The 24,094-nt window shown below is 32.8% G+C and carries 25 protein-coding genes and 1 riboswitch; of the genes, 22 read left to right on the top strand and 3 right to left on the bottom strand.

Annotated features, from left to right (window positions below):
• Positions 1–25 precede the first annotated feature (25 nt).
• From ACP3TL_RS04070 to gcvPB, 4 genes are all read left to right on the top strand, one after another.
• Positions 26–541 carry a shikimate kinase gene (locus ACP3TL_RS04070; RefSeq protein WP_285325680.1) on the top strand — a complete coding sequence of 172 codons (516 nt, stop codon included), beginning with the start codon at positions 26–28 and terminating at the stop codon, positions 539–541.
• Positions 538–644: riboswitch (glycine riboswitch) on the top strand. (Overlaps the previous gene by 4 nt.)
• 74 nt (positions 645–718) lie before the next feature.
• Positions 719–1,810 (top strand): glycine cleavage system aminomethyltransferase GcvT, encoded by a 1,092-nt coding sequence (gene gcvT / locus ACP3TL_RS04075; protein ID WP_046465420.1) that lies wholly within the window; start codon positions 719–721, stop codon positions 1,808–1,810.
• A gap of 17 nt (positions 1,811–1,827) precedes the next feature.
• Positions 1,828–3,180, top strand: coding sequence for an aminomethyl-transferring glycine dehydrogenase subunit GcvPA (gene gcvPA, locus ACP3TL_RS04080; RefSeq protein ID WP_046465419.1), 1,353 nt, complete (start codon positions 1,828–1,830; stop codon positions 3,178–3,180).
• Positions 3,167–4,645, top strand: a complete 1,479-nt coding sequence (gene gcvPB, locus ACP3TL_RS04085; RefSeq protein ID WP_285325679.1) for an aminomethyl-transferring glycine dehydrogenase subunit GcvPB — start codon at positions 3,167–3,169, stop codon at positions 4,643–4,645. Before gcvPA ends, gcvPB begins: the two co-directional genes overlap by 14 nt.
• 326 nt (positions 4,646–4,971) lie before the next feature.
• Here gcvPB and ACP3TL_RS04090 read toward each other — a convergent pair whose 3' ends face one another.
• Positions 4,972–5,358 (bottom strand): rhodanese-like domain-containing protein, encoded by a 387-nt coding sequence (locus ACP3TL_RS04090; protein ID WP_046465418.1) that lies wholly within the window; start codon positions 5,356–5,358, stop codon positions 4,972–4,974.
• 171 nt (positions 5,359–5,529) lie between these two features.
• On the opposite strand from ACP3TL_RS04090, the gene ACP3TL_RS04095 reads away from it, so the two are divergent.
• Positions 5,530–6,360 carry a lipoate--protein ligase family protein gene (locus tag ACP3TL_RS04095; protein ID WP_046465417.1) on the top strand — a complete coding sequence of 277 codons (831 nt, stop codon included), beginning with the start codon at positions 5,530–5,532 and terminating at the stop codon, positions 6,358–6,360.
• A gap of 122 nt (positions 6,361–6,482) precedes the next feature.
• On the opposite strand, the gene ACP3TL_RS04100 is transcribed toward ACP3TL_RS04095, so the two are convergent.
• Together ACP3TL_RS04100 and ACP3TL_RS04105 are read right to left on the bottom strand one after the other, a co-directional pair.
• Positions 6,483–6,701, bottom strand: coding sequence for an SA1362 family protein (locus ACP3TL_RS04100; protein ID WP_046465416.1), 219 nt, complete (start codon positions 6,699–6,701; stop codon positions 6,483–6,485).
• Between the two features lie 23 nt (positions 6,702–6,724).
• Positions 6,725–7,312, bottom strand: a complete 588-nt coding sequence (locus ACP3TL_RS04105; RefSeq protein WP_046465415.1) for a lipoprotein — start codon at positions 7,310–7,312, stop codon at positions 6,725–6,727.
• Positions 7,313–7,415: 103 nt separating this feature from the next.
• On the opposite strand from ACP3TL_RS04105, the gene ACP3TL_RS04110 reads away from it, so the two are divergent.
• From ACP3TL_RS04110 to ACP3TL_RS04190, 17 genes are all read left to right on the top strand, one after another.
• The gene (locus ACP3TL_RS04110) at positions 7,416–8,474 is read left to right on the top strand and encodes a M24 family metallopeptidase (RefSeq protein ID WP_046465414.1); all 1,059 of its coding nucleotides are present in this window, start codon (positions 7,416–7,418) and stop codon (positions 8,472–8,474) included.
• A 28-nt stretch (positions 8,475–8,502) separates the two neighbouring features.
• The gene (gene efp, locus ACP3TL_RS04115; protein WP_002507518.1) at positions 8,503–9,060 is read left to right on the top strand and encodes an elongation factor P; all 558 of its coding nucleotides are present in this window, start codon (positions 8,503–8,505) and stop codon (positions 9,058–9,060) included.
• A 357-nt stretch (positions 9,061–9,417) separates the two neighbouring features.
• Complete coding sequence (gene accB / locus ACP3TL_RS04120; protein WP_046465413.1) at positions 9,418–9,891, top strand: acetyl-CoA carboxylase biotin carboxyl carrier protein; 474 nt, start codon at positions 9,418–9,420, stop codon at positions 9,889–9,891.
• Positions 9,891–11,249: an acetyl-CoA carboxylase biotin carboxylase subunit gene (gene accC / locus ACP3TL_RS04125; RefSeq protein WP_046465412.1), complete on the top strand. Its 1,359-nt coding sequence runs from the start codon at positions 9,891–9,893 to the stop codon at positions 11,247–11,249. Before accB ends, accC begins: the two co-directional genes overlap by 1 nt.
• Before the next feature lie 12 nt (positions 11,250–11,261).
• Positions 11,262–11,624 (top strand): Asp23/Gls24 family envelope stress response protein, encoded by a 363-nt coding sequence (locus ACP3TL_RS04130; protein WP_046465411.1) that lies wholly within the window; start codon positions 11,262–11,264, stop codon positions 11,622–11,624.
• Between the two features lie 123 nt (positions 11,625–11,747).
• The gene (gene nusB, locus ACP3TL_RS04135) at positions 11,748–12,134 is read left to right on the top strand and encodes a transcription antitermination factor NusB (protein ID WP_046465410.1); all 387 of its coding nucleotides are present in this window, start codon (positions 11,748–11,750) and stop codon (positions 12,132–12,134) included.
• A gap of 14 nt (positions 12,135–12,148) precedes the next feature.
• The gene (gene xseA / locus ACP3TL_RS04140; protein ID WP_046465409.1) at positions 12,149–13,486 is read left to right on the top strand and encodes an exodeoxyribonuclease VII large subunit; all 1,338 of its coding nucleotides are present in this window, start codon (positions 12,149–12,151) and stop codon (positions 13,484–13,486) included.
• Positions 13,479–13,715, top strand: a complete 237-nt coding sequence (locus tag ACP3TL_RS04145; RefSeq protein WP_046465408.1) for an exodeoxyribonuclease VII small subunit — start codon at positions 13,479–13,481, stop codon at positions 13,713–13,715. Before xseA ends, ACP3TL_RS04145 begins: the two co-directional genes overlap by 8 nt.
• The gene (locus ACP3TL_RS04150) at positions 13,705–14,586 is read left to right on the top strand and encodes a polyprenyl synthetase family protein (protein ID WP_046465407.1); all 882 of its coding nucleotides are present in this window, start codon (positions 13,705–13,707) and stop codon (positions 14,584–14,586) included. The genes ACP3TL_RS04145 and ACP3TL_RS04150 overlap by 11 nt, the downstream gene beginning before the upstream one ends.
• Positions 14,587–14,926: 340 nt before the next feature.
• Complete coding sequence (gene ahrC, locus ACP3TL_RS04155; RefSeq protein WP_002507526.1) at positions 14,927–15,379, top strand: transcriptional regulator AhrC/ArgR; 453 nt, start codon at positions 14,927–14,929, stop codon at positions 15,377–15,379.
• 21 nt (positions 15,380–15,400) lie between these two features.
• Positions 15,401–17,080: a DNA repair protein RecN gene (gene recN / locus ACP3TL_RS04160; RefSeq protein ID WP_046465406.1), complete on the top strand. Its 1,680-nt coding sequence runs from the start codon at positions 15,401–15,403 to the stop codon at positions 17,078–17,080.
• Positions 17,081–17,132: 52 nt separating this feature from the next.
• Positions 17,133–18,029 (top strand): phosphate acyltransferase, encoded by an 897-nt coding sequence (locus ACP3TL_RS04165; RefSeq protein ID WP_046465405.1) that lies wholly within the window; start codon positions 17,133–17,135, stop codon positions 18,027–18,029.
• A gap of 263 nt (positions 18,030–18,292) precedes the next feature.
• Complete coding sequence (gene buk, locus ACP3TL_RS04170; protein ID WP_046465404.1) at positions 18,293–19,354, top strand: butyrate kinase; 1,062 nt, start codon at positions 18,293–18,295, stop codon at positions 19,352–19,354.
• Positions 19,355–19,364: 10 nt separating this feature from the next.
• The gene (lpdA, locus tag ACP3TL_RS04175; protein ID WP_046465403.1) at positions 19,365–20,786 is read left to right on the top strand and encodes a dihydrolipoyl dehydrogenase; all 1,422 of its coding nucleotides are present in this window, start codon (positions 19,365–19,367) and stop codon (positions 20,784–20,786) included.
• Positions 20,787–20,801: 15 nt separating this feature from the next.
• Positions 20,802–21,800, top strand: a complete 999-nt coding sequence (locus tag ACP3TL_RS04180; RefSeq protein WP_046465402.1) for a thiamine pyrophosphate-dependent dehydrogenase E1 component subunit alpha — start codon at positions 20,802–20,804, stop codon at positions 21,798–21,800.
• The gene (locus ACP3TL_RS04185; RefSeq protein WP_046465401.1) at positions 21,793–22,776 is read left to right on the top strand and encodes an alpha-ketoacid dehydrogenase subunit beta; all 984 of its coding nucleotides are present in this window, start codon (positions 21,793–21,795) and stop codon (positions 22,774–22,776) included. Before ACP3TL_RS04180 ends, ACP3TL_RS04185 begins: the two co-directional genes overlap by 8 nt.
• Positions 22,777–22,788: 12 nt before the next feature.
• Positions 22,789–24,057, top strand: coding sequence for a dihydrolipoamide acetyltransferase family protein (locus ACP3TL_RS04190; protein ID WP_046465400.1), 1,269 nt, complete (start codon positions 22,789–22,791; stop codon positions 24,055–24,057).
• The last annotated feature ends 37 nt before the right edge of the window (positions 24,058–24,094 follow it).

The raw sequence follows: 24,094 nt of genomic DNA on the forward strand, positions 1-24,094 counted from the left end.
TTATTTATAAAAAAGGAAGATATTTTTGAAAAATAACAATTTAGAGCCAATAATCCTTATAGGATTTATGGGTACTGGCAAAACAACTTTAGGTAAATATCTTGCTAAAGCTGAACACCTCACTTATGTCGATTTAGATGCCTATATCGTTCAACAAGAGAACAAAACAATTCCTAATATTTTTAACCAACTAGGTGAAAGTGGTTTTCGAGCACTAGAATATAAGTATTTAAAACAGTGTATGGATCGTTTTGATATCATTTCTACTGGTGGTGGCATTATAGAAAGTGATAAGTCATTTGACTTTTTAAAACAACAAACCAAAATTATTTGGTTAGATTGTGATTTGACAATTGTTTACAATAGAATCAAGAATTATAGCAATAGACCAAATGCTAATAATAAATCACTTTTTGATTTAAAAAGCTTGTATTCATCTAGGGTTTCAAGATATAATGAAATCGCATTCATAAAAGTGAATAGTAGTAATTCTCTTTCAGATTTACACAAAGAAATCAAGAAAGAGTTAACATGCGAATGACCAGTATTAGAGAGAATGGCAGGTTATATTATTTATAACATTAGACCATCGCCGAAGGTGCAAGTTTAACGAAACTCTCAGGCAAAAGGATAATACTGTGACGCATTCCTGGAGTGTCATAAACAGGGTAGATTAGTCTACTCTGTTTTTTTTATAAAATTTTTAGGAGGTTTCTTCATGTCTAACGAACTTAAACATACACCGCTTTACCAAAATTTTGTTGATAGCGGGGCTAAAATTGTGGAATTTGGTGGCTGGGCAATGCCAGTTCAGTTTTCAAGTATAAAAGAAGAACATAATGCAGTAAGAACTGAAATTGGCTTGTTTGATGTAAGTCATATGGGAGAAATTATTATTAAAGGTTCTGAAGCAGATAAATTAGTACAATATCTTCTTTCAAATGATATTGAAAACTTAACTACTACTAAAGCTCAATATACCGCGCTATGTAATGAAAATGGTGGGATTATTGATGATTTAATTACTTATAAATTAGATGAAAAAGTTTATCTATTAGTAGTAAATGCTGGAAATACAGATAAAGATTTTGAATGGATGAAAGAAAATGCTATAAATTTTGATGCAGAAGTAATTAATGCATCAAATGACTATGGTCAATTAGCAATTCAAGGCCCAAAAGCACGTGATTTGGTTAAACAACATGTTAACGTTGACGTCACAGAAATGAAACCTTTTGATTTTAAACAAAACGTTGAATTCTTTGGAAAGAATGTAATTCTTTCACAGTCAGGTTATACAGGTGAAGATGGCTTCGAAATTTATTGTAATGCAGAAGATACACCTGACTTGTGGGAAAAAATTCTTGAATTCGATGTACAACCTTGTGGACTAGGTGCAAGAGATACATTAAGACTTGAAGCTGGACTGCCGCTACATGGTCAAGACTTAACAGAGTCTATAACTCCATATGAAGCTGGTATCGCATTTGCTGCAAAACCATTGATTGAAGCTGACTTTATTGGTAAAAGTGTACTAAAAGATCAAAAAGAAAATGGTTCTAAACGCAGAACTGTTGGTTTAGAAATGATAGACAAAGGTATTCCAAGAACTGGTTACACAGTCTATGATTTAGATGGCCATGAAATTGGTGAAATCACTTCTGGTACACAGTCGCCATTGAGTGGTAAATCAATTGGGTTAGCTTTAATCAATCGCGATGCTTTTGAAATGGGTAAAGAAGTGATTGTACAAGTTAGAAAAAGACAACTTAAGGCTAAAATTGTTAAGAAAAACCAAATTACTAAATAATCCAAAGGGGTGTTACTATGAGTCATCGTTATATTCCATTAACAGAGCAAGATAAAAAGGAAATGTTAGATACTATTGGAGCTAATTCTATTAAAGAACTTTTTGGAGACGTTCCAAAAGATATTTTACTGGGAAGAGAATTAGCTATACCTGATGCTGAATCAGAAACAACATTAAGTAAGCGATTGAGCAGAATCGCAAACAAAAATATCACCAAAGAAACGCATTCATCATTTTTAGGTGCAGGGGTATATGATCACTATGCTCCAGCTGTTGTTGATTCAATGATTTCACGTTCAGAATTTTATACTGCTTATACACCTTATCAACCAGAAATTTCTCAAGGTGAATTACAAGCGATTTTCGAATTTCAAACGTTAATTTGTGAATTAACTGATATGGATATAGCAAACTCGTCAATGTATGATGGTATTACAAGTTTTGCAGAAGCATGTATTTTAGCTTTCAACCAAACACGTAAAAACAAAGTTGTTGTATCAAAGGGACTACATTATCAAGCTTTACAGGTATTAAGAACTTATGTTAAAACACGTGAAGAATTTGAAATCGTTGAAGTTGATTTAGATGGCACGATTACAGATTTAGAAAAGCTTGAAGCAGCGGTTGATGATGATACAGCAGCTGTTGCTGTACAATATCCAAACTTCTATGGTTCTGTTGAAGATTTAGAAAAAATCAATTCATTTATTGAAGACAAAAAGGCTTTAATGATTGTATACGCAAACCCACTTGCATTAGGTTTATTAACACCTCCAGGTAGTTTCGGAGCAGACATAGTTGTCGGAGATACACAACCATTTGGTATACCTTCCCAATTTGGTGGGCCTCATTGTGGGTTCTTCGCAACAACTAAAAAATTAATGAGAAAAATACCTGGCCGTTTGGTAGGACAAACCGAAGATGGAGATGGCAATCGTGGTTTTGTATTAACTTTACAAGCACGTGAACAACATATTCGTCGTGATAAAGCGACATCAAATATATGTTCAAACCAAGCATTAAATGCTTTGGCTTCCTCAATTTGTATGTCAGCTTTAGGTAAACAAGGTATTTATGATATCGCGGTACGAAACTTTGAAAATGCTAACTATGCAAAAGATCAATTCAAACAAGCTGGTTTTGAAGTTGCTAATGGCACATCTTTTAATGAGTTTGTAGTTAAATTCGACAAACCAGTTAAAGAAGTTAATGATGCTTTAATTGAAGAAGGAATTATTGGAGGATTTGATTTAAGTGAAGCTTCTGAAGACTTTAATAATCATATGTTAATTGCGGTAACAGAATTAAGAATGAAAGATGAAATAGACACATTTGTTAAGAAAGCGGGTGAATTAAATGGTAGTAAGTAAATCTAGTCCACTAATTTTTGAACGTTCTAAAAAGGATCGTTATGCATACTCGTTACCTCAGAAAGAAATTGATAATGGTGATGTAGATAAATTACTAGATGATAAATTCATCAGAAAAAACAAAGCAGAATTACCAGAAGTTGCAGAATTAGATTTGGTTCGCCATTATACCGAACTCTCAAACAAAAACTTTGGCGTTGATTCAGGATTTTATCCATTAGGTTCATGTACGATGAAATATAACCCTAAAATTAATGAGAAAATTGCAAGAATACCAGGATTTGCAGAATCACATCCATTACAAGATGAATCACAAGTACAAGGCTCATTAGAAATTATTCATAGCTTGCAAGAAGAGTTAAAAGAAATTACAGGTATGGATGAAGTTACATTACAACCAGCCGCCGGTGCACATGGTGAATGGACTGCACTAATGATTTTCAAAGCCTATCATCAAAAAAATGGCGAAGGTCACCGTGACGAAGTTATTGTTCCTGATTCGGCTCATGGTACCAATCCAGCTTCAGCTGCATTTGCAGGATTCAAAGCAGTTACTGTTAAATCAAATGAGCGCGGTGAAGTTGATATTGATGATTTGAAACGTTTAGTTAATGAAAAAACGGCAGCAATTATGCTAACTAATCCTAATACTTTAGGGATTTTTGAAAAGAATATTATGGACATCAGAAATATCGTTCATGAAGCAGGCGGCCTATTATACTACGATGGTGCAAATTTAAATGCAATTATGGATAAAGTAAGACCAGGTGATATGGGATTTGACGCTGTACACTTAAACTTACACAAAACATTCACAGGTCCTCACGGTGGCGGTGGACCAGGTTCAGGTCCAGTAGGTGTTAAGAAAGAACTTGCTAGTTTCTTACCAAAACCTATGGTTATTAAAGAAGATAACGAATATAAATATGATAATGATATTGAAAATTCAATCGGTCGCGTTAAACCGTTCTACGGTAACTTTGGAATTTATTTAAGAGCATATACTTACATTCGTACAATGGGTAATAAAGGTCTTGAAGAAGTTTCAGAAGCTGCTGTGTTAAATGCTAACTATATTAAGGCTCGATTAAAAGACCACTTTGAAATACCATATGAACAATATTGTAAACACGAATTTGTGCTAAGTGGTTCTAAACAAAAAGAACACGGTGTGCGTACATTAGATATGGCTAAACGTTTGCTAGACTTTGGTGTTCATCCACCTACAATTTATTTCCCACTTAACGTGGATGAAGGTATGATGATTGAACCGACAGAAACTGAGTCAAAAGAAACTTTAGATTATTTCTGTGATAAAATGATTGAAATAGCTAATGAAGCTAAAGAAGATCCAGACAAAGTATTGGAAGCACCTCATACTACAATTATAGATAGATTGGATGAAACGAAAGCTGCACGTCATCCAGTATTGAAATTTGAAAATCTACGTTCAGAAAAAGAATAAAACATTTGAATAATGAATACTCATTCTCATAACAAAAGTACTACTCCGTTGAAATTATAATCGGAGTAGTACTTTTTTATATTAAATTCTTATGATTAATCAAAATTGTTTCATTATGTCAACGTATCTTATATCAAATAACCATAGTCATTTTAAAAAGCAATAAATCCAGTAAGGAAACCGTGACTAAATATTTGGATACATTTGTAGATATAAAAAATAGCGAATTATTCACCCATTAAGGTCAATAATCCGCTATAAAAATGAGTATGTAGAGTTAAGCTAATGTAAATCAAGTTTTATAAACACAATACTTATTTATACATTTATTTTTTTGACTTAATCTTACCAGTCCACTTTTTATATCCACCTTTTAACATGTAGATATCTTTATAACCATTCTTCTTTAATGTTCTAGCAGCACGATAACCCGCAATGCCGTTTGCATCACATAGATATATAGGTTGATCTGTTCTCAATCCCTGATATCTTTGCTTAAACGTTGTAATTGGAATGTTACGTGCACCGTTTATGTGTCCGTAATCATAATCCACTTTTTCTCTTACATCAATAACTTGAGCTTTGCGCAGACCATTATGAAATTCATTTTGGCTTAATTCTGTGACTGCTCTCTTGTTAAGAAGATAATTGATTAGCATGTAAGCGATGATTATTATTAATGCTGCTAACGCTATAAACCAAAAATTACTCATCTTGCATCCTCCCTAATTAACCGATATTATATATTATAAGACTGTTAGCACAATTTATCAAAATTTTTTATTTAATTTATTGGATAATGCTGACAAACTTAGACAATTAGTGCAAACGATAACATAAAATGAATATTAAAACAATTTAATTTATTGATTGGGGTTTTTAGTGTGACTGAATCTTGGAATTTTATAAATACAGGAAGTAACGATCCATATTTCAATATGGCAATGGACGAAGCGCTGCTTAATTTTGTTTCTAGGGGAGAAATTGATCCAGTTATTAGATTTTACACGTGGAATCCAGCAACATTATCTGTTGGTTATTTCCAAAGACTGACTAAAGAAATAGATATAGAAAAAGTACAAGAAAAGGGATATGGTTTAGTCAGACGTCAAACAGGTGGCAGAGGCGTGCTACATGACAAAGAACTTACATATAGTGTTATTGTACCAGAATCTCATCCGGAGATGCCCTCGACCGTAACAGAGGCATACAGAGTGATATCTGAAGGTTTGTTAGAAGGATTTCAAGCTTTAGGCTTTGAAGCATCCTTTTCAATCCCTCGTTCAAAAGAAGAACGTGAGAAATTAAAACAACCAAGAAGTGCTGTATGTTTTGATGCTCCTAGTTGGTATGAGTTAGTTGTAGAAGGGCGTAAAATAGCGGGTAGTGCGCAGATACGTCAAAAAGGCGTTATTTTACAACATGGTTCATTGTTACAAGACGTCGACATTGATGATTTATTCGATATGTTCATTTTTAAAAACGAGCGTTTAAAAGATAAAATGAAACAATCTTTCGTAGAAAAAGCAGTGGCGATTAATGATATTTCAGACCGACATATTACAATACCTGAAATGGAAGAGGCTTTTGAAATAGGTTTCAAGAAAGGGTTGAATATTGATTTTAAACCACTAAACTTAACGCATAAACAACAAGAAGAAGTGAATGAACTTATTGAAAAATATAAAGCTGACGAATGGAATTATCGTAAATAAAATTATCGAAATCAAAAAATGTGAGGATACAGTCTTTAATGACTGTATCCTCACATTTTTTGTTACATATAAAGTTAGATAGATTTAAATAAAAGTTTTAAGAGTAAGATAGCGCAATAAAATTATTTTTTTCTATTGCGTCTTTTATATTTTCTTTGTGCGCGTTTATACTTTCGTTGATCTTCTGTTAAAAAGAAGAAGTAATATATCGCATATATAATCCCTGCAAATACAGCAAAACTAATTGCCATACTAACAAAACTGAATATAAACGAATCTAAATTGAGGATTAACCCAATTGCTGCGATTGCGATTATTATATAAAATATTGCTCGTTTCAATTTATAACACTCCTATTTAGTTGTTAACTCTGTTTATTATCGATACTAATGGTTGATAGGGCTTTTTGTCCTTTTTTAAGTTTCTTCTTATCTTTCTCGCTATAACCATCTCTAATGTCATTTATTGCCGAACTAAGGTCCTTATTTAATTTAGTGATGTTTTTCTTTTTACTCTTATCTTCATCACTCATTTTATCTTTATCAATATCATTATCATATGTAGAGTGCGCAGAATCGATTTTATTCGTTATGTCAGTCAACTTGCCAAGAATCTTTTTATCATTTTTATTTTTTGTTACATCACTTTCAATATCATTATATTGATCAATTGCTTTTGCTATATTTTGATAATATTTGGATGATGCTTTTAAATTTGTTACTTTCTTTTTATTATTTTTAGCCTGTTTAATGTTTTCTTTGTCTTTCTTTAGTGAAGCAACGTTTGTTTTTTCATTGTCGATAGTTTGTTCTAATTCTTGAATATTACTTTTTAATTTATGATTTTCATCACGAAGTTGTGTGGTCTTTTCTTCCAAAGGGCCTAAATTTTGACTACCACAACCTACTAGTAAACATGAAGCACTTAATATAGCTACAATTTTTTTCTTCATAACTCTCTCCTAATTCAAAAACTATATATTCACATAATAATTATGCTATCATTTTAATGTATAAAAAGAAAATGTACAAATTTATTGAATAGGAGGAAGACAGATGACTAGAATAGAAAAACTGAATTCTGCCTTAGAAACAAAACATTTGGAAGCGATTGTTGTATTAACCGATTTTAATAGAAGGTATTTATCAGGATTTACAGGTACAAGTGGCGCGCTTGTTATTACAAAAGATAAAAACTTATTGATTACAGACTTTAGGTACATAGAGCAAGCAACTTCCCAAGCTACTCAATTTGAGATCATTAAACAAAAAGGCGGTCTCATAGAAGAAGTGAAAGCACAATTGGAAAAGTTAAACGTCCAGAATGTAGGCTTTGAAGGTGATTTAGTCAGCTATGATATATACTTACAATTAAGCAAATCCTACATTAGCTTAATCAGTGTTTCTGGTTTAATTGAAAAAATCAGAGAAGTAAAAGATGATAGTGAAATTAAACTTATTCAAAAAGCTGCTGAAATTGTTGATGAGACGTATGAGTATATCTTAACTGTTGCAAAAGCAGGTATGACTGAACAGCAATTAAAAGCTAAATTAGAAAGTAAAATGTTAGAACTAGGCTCAGAAGGTACTTCATTTGATACAATTGTTGCCTCAGGAGTCAGAGGTGCGTTGCCACACGGTGTCGCAAGTGAAAAAGTTATTAATCAAGGTGAACTGATTACTTTAGATTTCGGTGCATATTATAAAGGTTATTCTTCTGATATCACACGTACGTTTGCTATAGGCGAACCAGATGCTAAACTCAAAGAAATATACAATATTGTCTTAGAAGCTAATATAAAAGGCATTGAAGCCGCTAAACAAGGTATTACAGGCAAAGCTTTAGATGCTATCGCTAGGGATTATATTACTGAACAAGGATATGGTGAAGCGTTTGGCCATTCTCTTGGACATGGGATAGGGTTAGATGTACACGAAGGACCCAATCTATCTAGAAAATCTGAAGCTAAATTAGAGATAAATAACTGTGTTACAATTGAACCTGGTATTTATTTAGACGGATTAGGTGGCGTTCGCATTGAAGATGACGTTTTAATTACAGAAAATGGTTGTGAATGCTTTACTAAATGCGCTAAAAACCTTATTATTTTATAGAAGACCTTATAATTGAGGAGGAAACTGAATGATTTCGGTTAATGATTTTAAGACAGGCTTAACAATTGCAGTAGATAATGGTATATGGAAAGTATTAGATTTCCAACACGTAAAACCAGGTAAAGGATCTGCATTTGTGCGTTCAAAATTACGTAATTTAAGAACTGGTGCTATTCAAGAGAAAACATTCAGAGGCGGCGAAAAAGTCGAAACTGCTATGATTGAAAATCACCGCATGCAATATTTATATGCAGATGGTGATACACATGTTTTCATGGATAATCAAACTTTTGAGCAAACAGAATTAGCAGCCGATTATTTAGAAAATGAATTGAATTTCTTAAAAGCTAATATGGAAGTTCAAATTCAAACTTACGAAAGTGAAACACTTGGCGTTGAATTGCCAAAAACTGTTGAACTTACAGTAACAGAAACAGAACCTGGTATAAAAGGTGATACTGCTAACGGAGCAACAAAATCAGCTACAGTAGAAACTGGTTATACACTAAATGTGCCGTTATTTGTAAATGAAGGCGACACACTTATAATTAACACAGGCGATGGTAGTTATATTTCAAGAGGTTAACACTTATAAAAATAATCATATTTATTATTTTTAGTTTAGCCATATTTATTAATAACCTTTCCAATTCACGAAACGTTGGAAAGGTTATTTTATTTTTTCATTTTATAATAAACAAACGACTGTTATAGTAGTATTATTCAAAAGAATTTAAACTTTATATCAATTAATTACAATAACATGGCCCCATTCCATTAAAAAAACGTTATAATAAATAGAATTATCATTAAATTATATCTATATAGAACTTTATAAAGAATAAACACTTTATTATTGAAAGCATGTATATGCTTGAATTGAACATTTCACTAAAGTAAAATAAACTAGGTAAATGAAAACAATCTGAAGGAGTCAGTACTTATGAATTTTAAAGAAATTAAAGAATTAATAGAAATTCTTGATCAATCTAGCTTGACTGAAATCAATATAGAAGATAAAGGCAACGTTGTTAATTTAAAAAAAGAAAAAGAAACTGAAATCATTACACCTCAAATTTCACAACAACCAATGCAACAAGTTTCACCGCAACAAGGTGTAATGTCAGCTCCTGTAAACACGCAAAGTTCAGAGGAAGTAAATACAAACGCAGTGGAAGACAACTTACAAACAATTAATGCACCAATGGTAGGGACATTTTATAAATCACCATCACCTGAAGAAAGTGCATATGTACAAGTTGGAGATTCAGTTACAAACGAATCAACAGTGTGTATATTAGAAGCAATGAAATTGTTTAATGAAATACAAGCTGAAGTAACTGGAGAAATTGCTGAAATTCTAGTAGAAGACGGTCAAATGGTAGAGTATGGCCAACCGTTATTCAAGGTGAAATAATGAATAAAATATTAATTGCAAATAGAGGAGAGATTGCGGTAAGAATCATTCGTGCATGTCATGATTTAGGATTACAAACTGTGGCTATATACTCTGAAGGAGATAAAGACGCTTTACATACTCAAATTGCTGATGAAGCATATTGCGTTGGCCCAACACAATCTAAAGATTCTTATTTAAATATCCCAAACATTTTATCTATCGCAACATCAACAGGTTGTGACGGTATACACCCTGGCTACGGATTTTTAGCGGAAAATGGTGATTTCGCTGAACTATGCGAGGCCTGCCAACTGAAATTCATTGGACCAAGTTACGAATCTATCCAAAAGATGGGTATTAAAGACGTTGCTAAAGAAGAAATGAAACGCGCGGAAGTGCCTGTTGTCCCAGGCAGCGAAGGTCTTGTAAAGGATATCGACGATGCAAAAGGCATTGCCGATAAAATTGGTTATCCAGTTATTATTAAAGCAACTGCTGGCGGTGGCGGTAAAGGTATCCGTGTGGCTCGTGATGAAAAAGAATTGGAAACTGGCTTTAAAATGACACAACAAGAAGCGGAAACTGCGTTCGGTAATGGTGGTCTATATCTTGAAAAATTCATTGAGAATTTCAGACATATAGAGATTCAAATCATGGGTGATAGTTTTGGTAACGTTGTCCATTTAGGTGAACGCGATTGTACAATACAACGTAGAATGCAAAAACTTGTTGAAGAAGTGCCATCTCCAATTTTATCTGAAGAGAAACGTCAAGAAATGGGTAATGCTGCAGTCAGAGCAGCAAAAGCTGTTAATTATGAAAACGCAGGTACAATTGAATTTATATATGATTTAGATTCTAATGATTTTTACTTCATGGAAATGAACACACGAATCCAAGTTGAGCACCCAGTAACAGAAATGGTTACAGGTGTAGATTTAGTTAAATTACAATTGAAAGTTGCAATGGGCGAAAAATTGCCATTCAAACAAAAAGATATCAAAATAGAAGGTCATGCGATGGAATTCCGTATCAATGCTGAAAATCCATATAAAAACTTCATGCCTTCACCAGGTCAAATCACCCAGTATTTAGCACCAGGTGGCTTCGGCGTAAGAATTGAATCAGCATGTTATACTAATTATACGATTCCACCATATTATGATTCTATGGTTGCTAAGCTCATTGTGCATGAGCCAACTAGAGAAGAAACGATTATGACAGGTATACGCGCGTTAAGTGAGTATCTCGTTTTAGGTATAGATACTACGATTCCATTCCATATTCGTTTGTTAAATAATGAGATTTTCAGAAGCGGAGAGTTTAATACTAAGTTTCTTGAAAAATATAATATCATGGATGATCAAACTAAATAGGAGGTATGTGAAATGGTCAAAGTATCAGAAACCTCACATTCCAATTTAGGAAAAATAGAAATTGCACCTGAGGTATTAACAGTTATAGCAAGTATTGCAACAGCTGAAATAAAAGGGATACAAGGTCATTTTAAAGAATTAAAGGATAGTAGTATTGAAAGGTTTACTAGAAAGCAACTGAGTAAAGGTGTTAAAGTTGATACAAGAGAAGATGGTATCTATATTGATGTCTATTGTTCATTGTCCTACGGTATCAATATTTCAGAAACAGCGAAAACAATCCAAAGTACTATTTTTAATTCTGTAACAACGATGACCACAATTGAACCTAGCCAAATCAATGTTCATATTACACATATTGAACCAACCAATTAAAATTATATAAGCAAATTTACTTTTAAATACATTTTGTAGATATGTAATAACGAATATTTCAATGTATTTGTTATTACGTTTCTCAAATGATTTACAAAAATACAATGCTTGAAGGAGTTTATAATGAGTCGAAAAGAATCCAGAACACAAGCCTTTCAAACTCTTTTTCAACTTGAAATGAAAAATAGCGAATTAACAATTGAAGAAGCAATTAGTTTTATTACAGATGAAAACCCAGACTTAGAATTCGATTTTATCAACTGGTTAGTAACTGGAGTAAAAGATCATGAAACGATTTTAGATGAAAAAATCCGACCACATTTAAAAGATTGGACACTAGACCGTTTATTGAAAACAGATCGCATTATTTTAAGAATGTCTACTTTTGAATTGTTACATAGTTCAACGCCACAAAAAGTAATTATAAATGAAGCTGTTGAATTAGCGAAACAATTCAGCGATGATGATCATTATAAATTCATCAATGGTGTATTGAGCAATATTGAATAAAAGAGTGATATAAAATGGCAGACTATTTAAGTGTTTCCGCATTAACTAAATATATTAAATACAAATTTGACCAAGATCCCCATTTACAATCTGTATTGATTAAAGGGGAACTGTCTAACTTTAAAAAGCATAGCAGTGGTCATCTTTATTTTAATGTGAAAGATAAAAACAGTGTCATTAGTGCAATGATGTTTAAAGGCAATGCTTCTAAAATTGATTTTGATCCTAAAGAAGGTGACGAAGTATTACTAGAAGCACGCGTTTCTGTTTATGAGCGTAGAGGGAATTATCAAATCTATGTTAATAAAATGCATATTGATGGGGTAGGTAATTTATACCAAAAATTAGAACAATTGAAAAAGAAATTAACTAAAGATGGTTTTTTTGATCAAAATCATAAAAAGTTAATTCCTAAATTCCCCAAAAAAATAGCAGTGTTAACTGCAGGTACTGGAGCGGCAATTAGAGATATTCATACGACGATAAATAGTCGATATCCACTAGCTGAACAAGTTCAAATTAATACTTTAGTACAGGGTGAACAAGCTAAAAATGATATCGTCGAAAAGATACAACAGGCTGATCAATTAAATGTTGATACAATTATCATAGGTCGTGGTGGTGGTTCTATAGAAGATTTATGGAACTTTAACGAAGAAGATGTAGTAAAAGCAATATATTTTTGTGAAACACCAATCATATCCGCAGTTGGACATGAAACTGATTTTACATTAAGTGACTTCGTAGCTGATGTACGTGCTGCTACACCAACACAAGCAGCAGTAATGGCAACACCCGATCAATATGAATTACGTCAATATTTAAAGCAAACGAACCTTTCACTCACTCGTTTTATTAAACAACATATGCAACAACAAAGAAAACACTTGGAACATGTATCTTCATATTACAAGTTCCAAACACCAACTTTGTTATATGACCAACAAATTCAAAAACGTGATGATTTAGAAAAGCAGTTAAGCCTATCAATGAATTTAAGAATTAAAAATGAACAGCAACAATTACAACTATTAACTAATAAGTTTAACTTGAAAAATTTCAAACAAAATATTAATAGAGAACAATTAACAAATAATCAAAAGCGTACAGATTTAAATAAAGTCATGAATAATTTTATTACCAATCAACAAAATAAACTTGCTAGTAAACTAGAAAGCTTAAATAATCTAAGTCCAACAAACACAATGTTACGTGGCTATACAATTGTGAATAAAGATGATGATGTAATAACGAGTACGAATGACTTAGCTGAAAATGATAACATTGTATTAACAATGAAAGATGGCGTTGTTGATGCACAAGTTAAGAAAGTAAGGTGTAAAGATGAGTAATAGTAATACACAAAGTTTTGAAGAAATGATGAAAGAACTCGAAGGTATCGTTCAAAAACTTGATAATGAAAATGTATCATTAGAAGAATCTTTAAATTTATATCAACGTGGTATGAAATTATCTGCAACTTGTGATGAAACATTGAAAGATGCTGAAAAGAAAGTTAATGAGCTCATGACTGATGAAAATGTTGAAAATGAGGAGACGATTGATAACGATGGCGAATAACAAGATGAATAATTTAATAGAAGAAATTAATCAAAAGTTATCTACAACTGTTCCAGAGTCTTCACTCAACACTAATATAGAAGAGAGTATGCGTTATTCTTTAGAAGCAGGCGGTAAACGAATAAGACCTGTCTTATTATTATTAACTTTAGATATGTTATCAAATGAATATAAATCCGGATTATCATCTGCCTTAGGATTAGAAATAGTCCACACATATTCATTAATTCACGATGATTTGCCACCGTTAGACAATGATGATTATCGTAGAGGTAAACTTACAAATCATAAAGTTTTTGGTGAATGGAAAGCGATACTTGCTGGAGATGCACTACTTACCAAAGCTTTTGAAATCATTACCAATGACTCAGATCTAACTGATACTGTTAAAATTAAGCTGGTTAAACGTTTATCATATGCGAGCGGACACTTAGGTATGGTAGGTGGCCAAGCTTTAGATATGCAAAGTGAAGGCTCATCAATAGATTTAAATACACTTGAAAAAATTCATAACGCTAAAACGGGTGCGCTACTTAAATTTGCAGTTATGGCTGCAGTTGATATTGCTGAACCAGAACAATCTGTGGCAGATCTGTTAGAAACATACAGTGAACATTTAGGTTTAATGTTTCAAATTAAAGATGATTTGCTAGATATCTATGGCGATGAAGCAAAATTAGGAAAAGCAGTAGGTAGTGATATCGAAAATGATAAAAGTACTTACGTATCTTTATTAGGCCAAACTGGTGCAGAAGAGAAGTTGAAGTTTCACGCTGATGCCGCTTATCAGTGCTTAAATGAATTACCGGAATCATATAATACTCAAGACCTTGAAGGTATTATTGAATTATTTAATAATCGTGAATCATAATACGATGCTTTAGAACATTATTTATAACTTTTTCCATCTTTAAATAATGTTCAGTTAATAAAATACTTAATAGCTCAAAGAATCATGCTACGTATATGTAGTGTGATTTTTTATTGAGTGAAAATATATTATTCAATAATTATTCATCAATTTAATGATTCTTTACATAATTTGCTGAAATTTTACAATTCATATTTGTATACCTTATAGTGACATTTTACTGATATATAGCATAATTAACGTGATATATTTAGTGATATTTCAAATTAACTTTAGTAGTAGAATTCTTATGCTTGTGGTAAAATAAATGTATAAATATTCGTTTACAGAGGTGCTATACATGGCTAAAAAATCAGTGAGACATATAAAAATACGAGAAATTATTTCAAATGAAAAGATAGAAACACAAGATGAATTAGTAAAGCGTTTAAATGAGTACGAATTGAACGTCACTCAAGCAACTGTTTCAAGAGACATTAAAGAGTTGCAACTTATAAAGGTACCGACTCCTGCAGGACAATATGTCTATAGTTTGCCAAATGATCGAAAATATCATCCTTTAGAAAAATTAGGTCGCTATTTAATGGATTCTTTTGTAAACATTGATGGAACAGGCAATTTATTAGTTCTAAAAACATTACCTGGTAATGCTCAATCAATCGGTGCAATTTTAGACCAAATTGATTGGGAAGAAGTTTTAGGAACTATTTGCGGTGATGATACTTGTTTAATTATCTGTAGAGATGATTCTGCGAGCGAAAAAATTAAGACACGCATCTTTAATTTATTATAAGTATAAGGAAGTGATATAAGGATGCTACAAACTTTATCTATTAAGCAATTTGCAATCATTGATGAATTAGAAGTGCATTTTGGTGAGGGCTTAACAGTATTAAGCGGTGAAACAGGTGCAGGCAAATCAATTATCATTGATGCAATTGGTCAACTCATTGGCATGCGTGCTTCTTCAAATTATGTAAGACATGGGGAAAAGAAATCAATTATTGAAGGTATCTTCGACATTGATGAGAGTAAAGAAGCTATTTCCATATTACGTGATTTATCAATTGATATAGACGAAGATTTTTTATTAGTTAAAAGAGAAATCTTTAGTTCTGGAAAAAGTATGTGTAGAGTTAATAATCAAATTGTTACATTACAAGACTTGCGAAAAATAATGCAAGAATTGTTAGATATACATGGCCAGCATGAAACGCAATCATTATTAAAGCAAAAATATCATTTACAATTATTAGATAATTATGCAGAGGATACATATAAATCTTTGCTTGATGATTATGTGTCTACTTTTGATCAATATAAAGCTAAAAAGAAAGAACTTGAAGATTTGGAAACTGCAGATCAAGCACTGCTTCAGCGATTGGATTTACTTAAATTTCAATATGAGGAATTACAGGAAGCTCAATTAACTGATGGAGAAGTTTCACAACTTGAAACAGATATTAAACGCATTCAAAACTCTGAAAATTTAAGCCTAGCACTAAACAATGCACATCTAACATTAACTGATGAACATGCAATTACCGATCGTTTGTATGAATTAAGTAACCAACTTCAGTCAATTAGTGATATTTTGCCTGATAAATATGATCGCCTTAAAGAAGAGGTAGATCAATTTTACTACACATTAGACGATGCGAAACATCAGCTATATGATGAACTCACAAACACTGAATTTGATGAACAATATCTTAATGAACTAGAAGCTAGAATGAACGTATTAAATAGCTTGAAACGCAAATATGGCAAAGATATTAGTGAGCTTATTGTTTACCAAGATAAATTGGATAATGAAATCAACAAAATTGAGAACTATGAAGAGAGTACGTCACAATTGCGTGAAGAAATAGAATCACTTTATGATAAAGTTTTCAAGTTAGGTGAAAAATTATCTCAAGAACGTCGTGTTGTAGCTCAATCACTGCGAGACAATATTGTGGATGAAATTCAAAACTTACAAATGAAAGACGCGAACTTAGAAATTTCCTTTAAACCATTAGATACACCTAACCGTGAAAGCATTGAATTTGTAGAATTTCTAATAAGCCCTAATAAAGGTGAACCGCTTAAAAGCTTAAATAAAATCGCTTCTGGAGGAGAATTATCTAGAATTATGTTGGCGCTCAAAACAATCTTTGTAAAAACAAGAGGGCAAACAGCGATTTTATTTGATGAAGTAGATTCTGGTGTTTCAGGTCAAGCAGCACAGAAGATGGCTCAGAAAATGAAAGACTTAGCACAACATATACAAGTAATCTGCATTTCTCATTTACCACAAGTAGCGACAATGAGTGATCAACATTTATTTATTAGTAAAGCTTCTAAAGATGACAGAACAACTACTCATGTTAAAGAATTAACCGGTGAAGAACGTATTGATGAAGTAGCAAGAATGATTTCTGGAGCAAGTGTTACTGAGCTTACACGTCAGAATGCTAAAGAAATGATAGAACAAAATCACCTTAATGATTAATAATGCGAACGTATAAATACTACTTTACTTATAGGGAAAGGTGTTGGTTTTCATGCAATATCAACATTTAATTGATCCGACTACAACTTTAAAAGGTAATATAGCCATTTTATATGCAAATGATGAAAAGATGCTTTCAGTCGTGATAGAAGCACTTACTTTAACAGATATAGAAGTGTTTTTATATGATACACATGATCCTACTGAAATCATTAGATCTTTTAATATAGATGCACGATTATTAAACAGAATTCACATTTATACATTTGATGATGAAAATGAATTATTTAAACAATGTGCACAAGATTTATCACGCGGTAAAGTTTCGATGTTAATGAAAGGTAATTTAACGTCTTCATCATTACTATCTTTTGTTTTAAGTAATAAAAATTTTATAGAAAATCATGGTTTTCTCAGTCATGTCGCATGTTTCGATATACCAAATTATCATAAAACATTAATGATGAGTGATGTTGCTTTAAACATTTCACCTTCAGTAGAGGAAAAAAGACAAATTATTAAAAATTTGTCAGTATTTAGTAAGACATTAGGTTATGAACAATTTAAAGTAGGTTTATTATCATCTGTCGAAAAAGTTACAAGGAAAATCCCATCTTCTACGGATTCTGAAAAAATCAAAAATATTTTTAATAGAGATGTGGATGATTATTTAATTGTTGACGGTCCTCTAGCTTTTGATAATGCAATCAGTATGGAAAGCGTTATTAAAAAGAATATAAAGTCTACTGTAGCTGGTGATGTCGATGCTTTGCTTGTATCACATATTGATGTTGGCAACGCGTTATACAAGTCATTCACATACTTTGGTGGTGCACGTGTAGCAAGCCTAGTTTTAGGCGCAAAATTTCCAATTGTACTTACTTCTAGAGCTGATAATAAACAAAACAAACTTGATTCATTATTGTTAGCCCTAAAAGTTTTAAATTGACCTTGCTATGAAAGGCTCATTTTACTTGTTGCCATATAAAATAGGTTATTAATTTTATATTTTGTCTATTTGATGTAAAATATAAGTGGATATTATAAATAGTTTAATATAATCCTTTTATGTGCGATGACTTTTTCAAAGTTGACTATTTATTTCAACTTTGAAGCTGGTAATCTAGCCGTTGCATAATAATAAAAGCTATGTTCCTTGAGCAGTTAAAGCTAATAACTTTCTATTTTATTTTCAATAAAGAAGGTGGGGCAATGTCTCAAATTTTAGTGCTTAATTTAGGAAGCACATCTTCTAAGGTTGCTATTTATACAGATGCGTATTGCAATTATAACGAAACAATACGGCATGACCTCGAAATTACTTCCTTAAATTTGATAGAACAAATCAAACATCGACGATTTGAAATTGAACGTTTTGTAAAAAATATAGCTGGTGTGAATTTTAGTGCCTTTGATGGCATTGCGTGTAGAGGGGGATTATTGAAACCCATACGTGGTGGCGTTTATACAATCAACGAAACGATGTATAATGAACTTCGAACATTTAAATACGGTGACCATGCATCTAATTTAAGTGGGGTTATCGGTTACGAATTAAGTCAAGATCTTCAAATACCTGTTTTTACAATTGACCCTGTAGTTGTAGATGAATTAATGGATATTGCTAGAGTTACAGGTATCAAAGATATTAAGCGAAGGTGTATTTTTCATGCATTAAACCAAAAAGCTGTTGCAAGCTTATTTGCAAATTCATCCAGTAAAACATATAAACAAGTTAACGTTATTGTTGCTCATATGGGTGGCGGTATAACTGTTGGCGCACATAAACAGGGTCTTGTCGTTGATGTGAACGAAGGCTTGCTAGGCGAAGGTCCTTTTAGTCCTGAACGGGCAGGTTCTATACCAAATGATTTGTTATATGAATATGGTTATAAACGCAATTTTACACCACAAGAAATGAATCACTTTTTGAGCAAAGAAGGTGGTTTTGTTAATATGTTTAAAACAAATGATTTAAAAATGTTATCACGTAAATATGAATCAGATAGTGATGTAAAACTAGCGTTTGATGCATTAGCATATCAAGTCGCGAAAGCGATTGGTGAACGCGCAATCGTTTTTAAAGGAAACGTTGATCAAGTTATCCTCACTGGCGGACTGAGTTATAATAAAATATTAACATCCTTAATCCAATCTTATGTCGATTGGATAGCACCGGTGACAATCTACCCCGGTGAAAAAGAAATGGACGCTTTAGCGACTCGCACATCGCTTGTTTTAGAAGGTATAGAAAGTGCTAAAGTTTATAGTTAGGAGTGCAAGCATGTCAGAAGAAAAATATGATTTAGTAATATTAGGCGGAGGTACAGCCGGTTATGTCTCGGCAATCCGAGCATCTCAACTAGGAAAAAAAGTTGCACTTGTAGAAAAGTCTTTACTTGGAGGCACTTGTTTACATAAAGGATGTATCCCAACAAAAGCACTTTTAAAATCAGCTGAGGTTATGCATACAGTTAAAAACTCAAGTGAATATGGTGTTGATATAAATGATTTTAAATTGAACTTTTCGCGCGTTCAAGAACGTAAACATGAAGTCGTTAATCAGATGTTTAACGGTGTGAAACATTTGATGGACCATAATAAAATCGATGTATTTAATGGTACTGGTCGCTTATTAGGGCCTTCCATTTTTTCACCGCAAAGTGGTACAGTTTCAGTAGAATTTGAAGATGGTGAGTCAGAATTAATTCCGAATAATAACGTGCTAATTTGTACTGGTTCTCAACCAATGGAACTACCATTTTTGCCATTTGATCATAATATCGTTCTTTCTAGTGATGACATTTTAAATCTTGAGCAACTACCAAATTCTATCGCAATTGTTGGAGGCGGTGTAATTGGTTTAGAATTTGCATCATTACTAGTAGATTTTGGTGTCGAGGTATCAGTGATTGAAGCTGGAGATCGTATTCTACCAACTGAAAGTAAATCAGTAGCAAAAGTATTAAAACAAGAATTATCTAAGCGTGGTGTAACGTTTTATGAAAACACGCAACTAGGTGAAGAAAATATTGTAATTGATGAAAATAAGATAACAATAACAATAAATGAAAAGTCGGTTACATTTGACAAAGCACTCGTTTCGATAGGTCGTAAACCGAACACTGATGATATCGGCCTAAACAATACTAAAATCAAGTTGACTGATAAAAAGCACATCATCGTCAATGAATACCAACAAACTGAAGATAAGCATATTTACGCTGCGGGTGATTGTATCGGTAAATTGCAACTTGCACACGTAGGCTCAAAAGAAGGAATGATTGCGATTGATCATATGTTTGATGCATCGCCATTACCGATAGATTATCAAAAAATGCCAAGATGCGTTTATAGTCAACCCGAAGTAGCGAGTATTGGCAAAAATATAGAAGAAGCCAAAGCAGAAAATATTAAAGCACGCACAGTAAAAGTGCCGTTTAAAGCAATTGGTAAAGCTGTAATTGAAGACACACAAAATCAAAGTGGTTTTTGTGAAGTCGTAATCGATCAAGAAAATGATACTGTATTAGGGCTGAATATGATTGGACCTCATGTCACAGAACTGATTAATGAAGTGTCGTTATTCCAATTTATGAATGGCTCAACATTAGAACTTGGTTTAACAACCCATGCACATCCTTCTCTTTCTGAAGTGTTAATGGAATTAGGATTAAAAGTTGAGAATAGATCGATTCACGTTTAATAAGGAGGCAATAAAATGTTTGATTATAAATCTGTAGGCTTAGAAAAAGAAGACCTACAAGCAATGTACAAATGGATGGACTTAGGTCGTAAAATAGATGAACGTATGTGGCTATTAAACCGTGCAGGCAAAATCCCCTTTGTCATTAGCTGCCAAGGACAAGAAGCAACACAAATAGGTATGGCTTATGCTATGCAAAAAGGTGATATTTCTTCACCTTATTATAGAGATTTAGCGCTTGTAACTTATTTAGGTATGACACCTCTGAATTCTATGTTAGCCGCTTTTGGTAAACGTGATGATATCAACTCAGGTGGAAAACAAATGCCTTCTCATTTTGGTCAAAGTGACATAGGGATGCTTTCTCAAGGTTCTCCGGTAGGAACTCAAATTTTACACGCTGTTGGTGCTGCTTTAGCTTTGAAAATGGATAACAAAGCAAACATAGCAATGACAACTGTCGGTGAAGGTAGTTCCAACCAGGGTGATTTTCACGAAGGATTAAACTTTGCAGGAGTACATAAATTACCGTTTATTTGTTTAATTGAAAACAATAAATATGCAATTTCAGTTCCTGATTCACTTCAATATGGTGCTGAAAAACTTTCTGACCGTGCTATTGGCTATGGAATACATGGCGAGCATGTGGATGGAAATGATCCAATAGCTATGTATAAAGTAATGAAAGAAGCTAGAGAACGTGCTTTAAATGGCGGTGGATCAACACTAATAGAAGCTATGTGTACGAGAATGACTGCTCATTCATCTGATGATGATGATAAATACCGTTCAAAAGAAGAACGCGATGAACTTAAATCTTTAGATTGTAACCTTAAATTCAAAGCATTTTTACTTGAAGAAGGTTTTATTGATGAAGGCTGGTTAGATGATTTAGAAAAAGAACATAAAGAAATAGTCAACCAAGCAACTAAGGAAGCTGAGCAAGCACCTTATCCATCAGCAGAAGAAACTTATACACACGTTTACGAAGAAGGAGGCTCAAACAATGGCTAAATTATCCTATTTAGAAGCTATCCACCAAGGACTAGACCAATCAATGGAAAAAGATAATGACGTTTTCGTATTAGGAGAAGATGTCGGTATAAAAGGTGGCGTATTTGGAGTCACTTTAGGATTACAAGAAAAATATGGTGAGGCACGTGTATTAGACACGCCATTAGCAGAATCTAATATAGTTGGTACAAGTATAGGCGCTGCAATGTTAGGTAAACGTCCTGTTGCTGAAATTCAGTTCGCTGATTATATTTTACCTGCTACAAACCAAATCATTAGTGAAGCTGCTAAGATGAGGTACCGTTCCAATAATGATTGGCAATGTCCCATTACAATTCGTGCGCCGTTTGGTGGCGGAATTCATGGTGCGCTTTATCATTCACAAAGTGTTGAAGCGATATTTGCATCGACACCTGGATTGACTATTGTTATACCGTCTACACCTTATGATGCAAAAGGTTTATTATTGTCATCAATTGAGACGAATGATCCAGTGCTCTTCTTTGAACATAAAAAAGCATATCGATTATTAAAAGAAGAAGTACCAGAAGACTATTATACTGTGCCTATCGGTAAAGCTGATGTAAAACGTGAAGGTGATGATATAACTGTTTTCACTTATGGTTTATGTGTGAATTACTGTATCCAAGCAGCAGATATGTTATCTGAAGATGGTATTAATGTAGAAGTTGTTGATTTACGTACAGTTTATCCTTTAGATAAAGAAACAATTATTGAACGTGCTAAATTGACTGGTAAAGTATTATTAGTTACAGAAGATAACTTAGAAGGTAGTATTATTTCTGAAGTATCTGCGATTATATCTGAAAACTGTTTATTTGATTTAGATGCACCTATAATGAGACTTGCGGGACCTGATGTTCCATCAATGCCATTTGCACCAACTCTCGAAGACGAGTTTATGATCAATCCAGATAAGATAAAAATTAAAATGCGAGAACTCGCAGAATTTTAAGGAGGCACAATCATGGAAATCAAAATGCCTAAACTCGGTGAAAGTGTGCATGAAGGTACAATAGAACAATGGCTTGTATCTGTAGGAGATACTGTTGAAGAATATGATCCATTATGCGAAGTTATCACTGATAAAGTGACAGCAGAAGTGCCATCTTCATTTTCAGGAACAATTAAAGAAATTATAGTAGAAGAAGGCACAACAGTAGCGGTAAATGAAGTCATATGCCTTGTTGATATTGGTGATGAATCGCAAGAAACAAACAATTCAAATACACAACAAACAACAGAATCTAATGAACCTCAAGAGGTTGCTTCAAATGATATAGATGATAATGTTAATAGTGCTTCACATGAAGATAAACCCAAAAACAATGGTCGCTTTTCACCAGTGGTATTTAAACTTGCTTCAGAAAATCAAATCGAGTTATCTGAAGTGATTGGTACTGGTTTTGAAGGTCGAGTTACGAAAAAAGATATTGAAAAAGTAATTAAAGAAGGTACGAACAAAACACCTTCAACAGTTGTAGCACCTAAAGATTCACCTAAAGTTACAAAACAAGCGTATTACAATGAACCTTCTCCAGGGTCAGCAATTCCAGTTAATGGTGTTCGTAAGCAAATCGCTCAAAACATGGTAAATAGTGTCAATGAAATACCTCATGCATGGATGATGGTAGAATCGGACGCTTCAAATCTAGTAAAAACACGTAACTATCATAAGCAAAGCTTCAAAGAAAGTGAAGGATATAATTTAACTTTCTTTGCATTTTTCGTAAAAGCTGTTGCAGAAGGGCTAAAAGCGTATCCACTGTTAAATAGTAGCTGGTCAGATTCAGAAATTGTTATGCATAAGGATATTAATATTTCTATCGCTGTCGCAGATGAAGACAAATTATATGTCCCTGTAATTAAAAATGCAGACGAAAAATCAATTAAAGGTATTGCCCGTGAAATTAATGAGCTTGCAAATAAAGCGCGTAACAAAAAATTACGTTCTGAGGATATGCAAGGTGGTACGTTTACTGTGAATAATACAGGAACATTTGGTTCTGTTTCATCTATGGGTATCATCAACCATCCTCAAGCAGCAATATTACAGATTGAATCTATTATTAAAAAACCTGTCGTTATTGATGATATGATTGCAATTCGCAATATGGTTAATTTATGTCTATCGATTGATCATCGTATATTAGATGGTCTTCAAGCAGGTAGATTTATGAATTTTGTAAAAACACGTATTGAACAATATTCAATTAAACATACAAGTATATATTAATATATTTAACTTTGTAGACTAATTAATTTTCAAGTTT

This window comes from Staphylococcus caseorum (assembly GCF_049943195.1).
GTDB lineage: Bacteria > Bacillota > Bacilli > Staphylococcales > Staphylococcaceae > Staphylococcus > Staphylococcus equorum_A.

Excerpts from the sequence above, each read along its gene's own strand:
- gcvT (WP_046465420.1), top strand. The coding sequence starts at position 719 with ATGTCTAACGAACTTAAACATACACCGCTTTACCAAAATTTTGTTGAT.
- gcvPA (WP_046465419.1), top strand. The coding sequence starts at position 1,828 with ATGAGTCATCGTTATATTCCATTAACAGAGCAAGATAAAAAGGAAATG.
- gcvPB (WP_285325679.1), top strand. The coding sequence starts at position 3,167 with ATGGTAGTAAGTAAATCTAGTCCACTAATTTTTGAACGTTCTAAAAAG.
- ACP3TL_RS04090 (WP_046465418.1), bottom strand. The coding sequence starts at position 5,358 with ATGAGTAATTTTTGGTTTATAGCGTTAGCAGCATTAATAATAATCATC.
- ACP3TL_RS04105 (WP_046465415.1), bottom strand. The coding sequence starts at position 7,312 with ATGAAGAAAAAAATTGTAGCTATATTAAGTGCTTCATGTTTACTAGTA.
- ACP3TL_RS04110 (WP_046465414.1), top strand. The coding sequence starts at position 7,416 with ATGACTAGAATAGAAAAACTGAATTCTGCCTTAGAAACAAAACATTTG.
- efp (WP_002507518.1), top strand. The coding sequence starts at position 8,503 with ATGATTTCGGTTAATGATTTTAAGACAGGCTTAACAATTGCAGTAGAT.
- accB (WP_046465413.1), top strand. The coding sequence starts at position 9,418 with ATGAATTTTAAAGAAATTAAAGAATTAATAGAAATTCTTGATCAATCT.
- accC (WP_046465412.1), top strand. The coding sequence starts at position 9,891 with ATGAATAAAATATTAATTGCAAATAGAGGAGAGATTGCGGTAAGAATC.
- ACP3TL_RS04130 (WP_046465411.1), top strand. The coding sequence starts at position 11,262 with ATGGTCAAAGTATCAGAAACCTCACATTCCAATTTAGGAAAAATAGAA.
- nusB (WP_046465410.1), top strand. The coding sequence starts at position 11,748 with ATGAGTCGAAAAGAATCCAGAACACAAGCCTTTCAAACTCTTTTTCAA.
- xseA (WP_046465409.1), top strand. The coding sequence starts at position 12,149 with ATGGCAGACTATTTAAGTGTTTCCGCATTAACTAAATATATTAAATAC.
- ACP3TL_RS04145 (WP_046465408.1), top strand. The coding sequence starts at position 13,479 with ATGAGTAATAGTAATACACAAAGTTTTGAAGAAATGATGAAAGAACTC.
- ACP3TL_RS04150 (WP_046465407.1), top strand. The coding sequence starts at position 13,705 with ATGGCGAATAACAAGATGAATAATTTAATAGAAGAAATTAATCAAAAG.
- ahrC (WP_002507526.1), top strand. The coding sequence starts at position 14,927 with ATGGCTAAAAAATCAGTGAGACATATAAAAATACGAGAAATTATTTCA.
- recN (WP_046465406.1), top strand. The coding sequence starts at position 15,401 with ATGCTACAAACTTTATCTATTAAGCAATTTGCAATCATTGATGAATTA.
- ACP3TL_RS04165 (WP_046465405.1), top strand. The coding sequence starts at position 17,133 with ATGCAATATCAACATTTAATTGATCCGACTACAACTTTAAAAGGTAAT.
- buk (WP_046465404.1), top strand. The coding sequence starts at position 18,293 with ATGTCTCAAATTTTAGTGCTTAATTTAGGAAGCACATCTTCTAAGGTT.
- lpdA (WP_046465403.1), top strand. The coding sequence starts at position 19,365 with ATGTCAGAAGAAAAATATGATTTAGTAATATTAGGCGGAGGTACAGCC.
- ACP3TL_RS04180 (WP_046465402.1), top strand. The coding sequence starts at position 20,802 with ATGTTTGATTATAAATCTGTAGGCTTAGAAAAAGAAGACCTACAAGCA.
- ACP3TL_RS04185 (WP_046465401.1), top strand. The coding sequence starts at position 21,793 with ATGGCTAAATTATCCTATTTAGAAGCTATCCACCAAGGACTAGACCAA.
- ACP3TL_RS04190 (WP_046465400.1), top strand. The coding sequence starts at position 22,789 with ATGGAAATCAAAATGCCTAAACTCGGTGAAAGTGTGCATGAAGGTACA.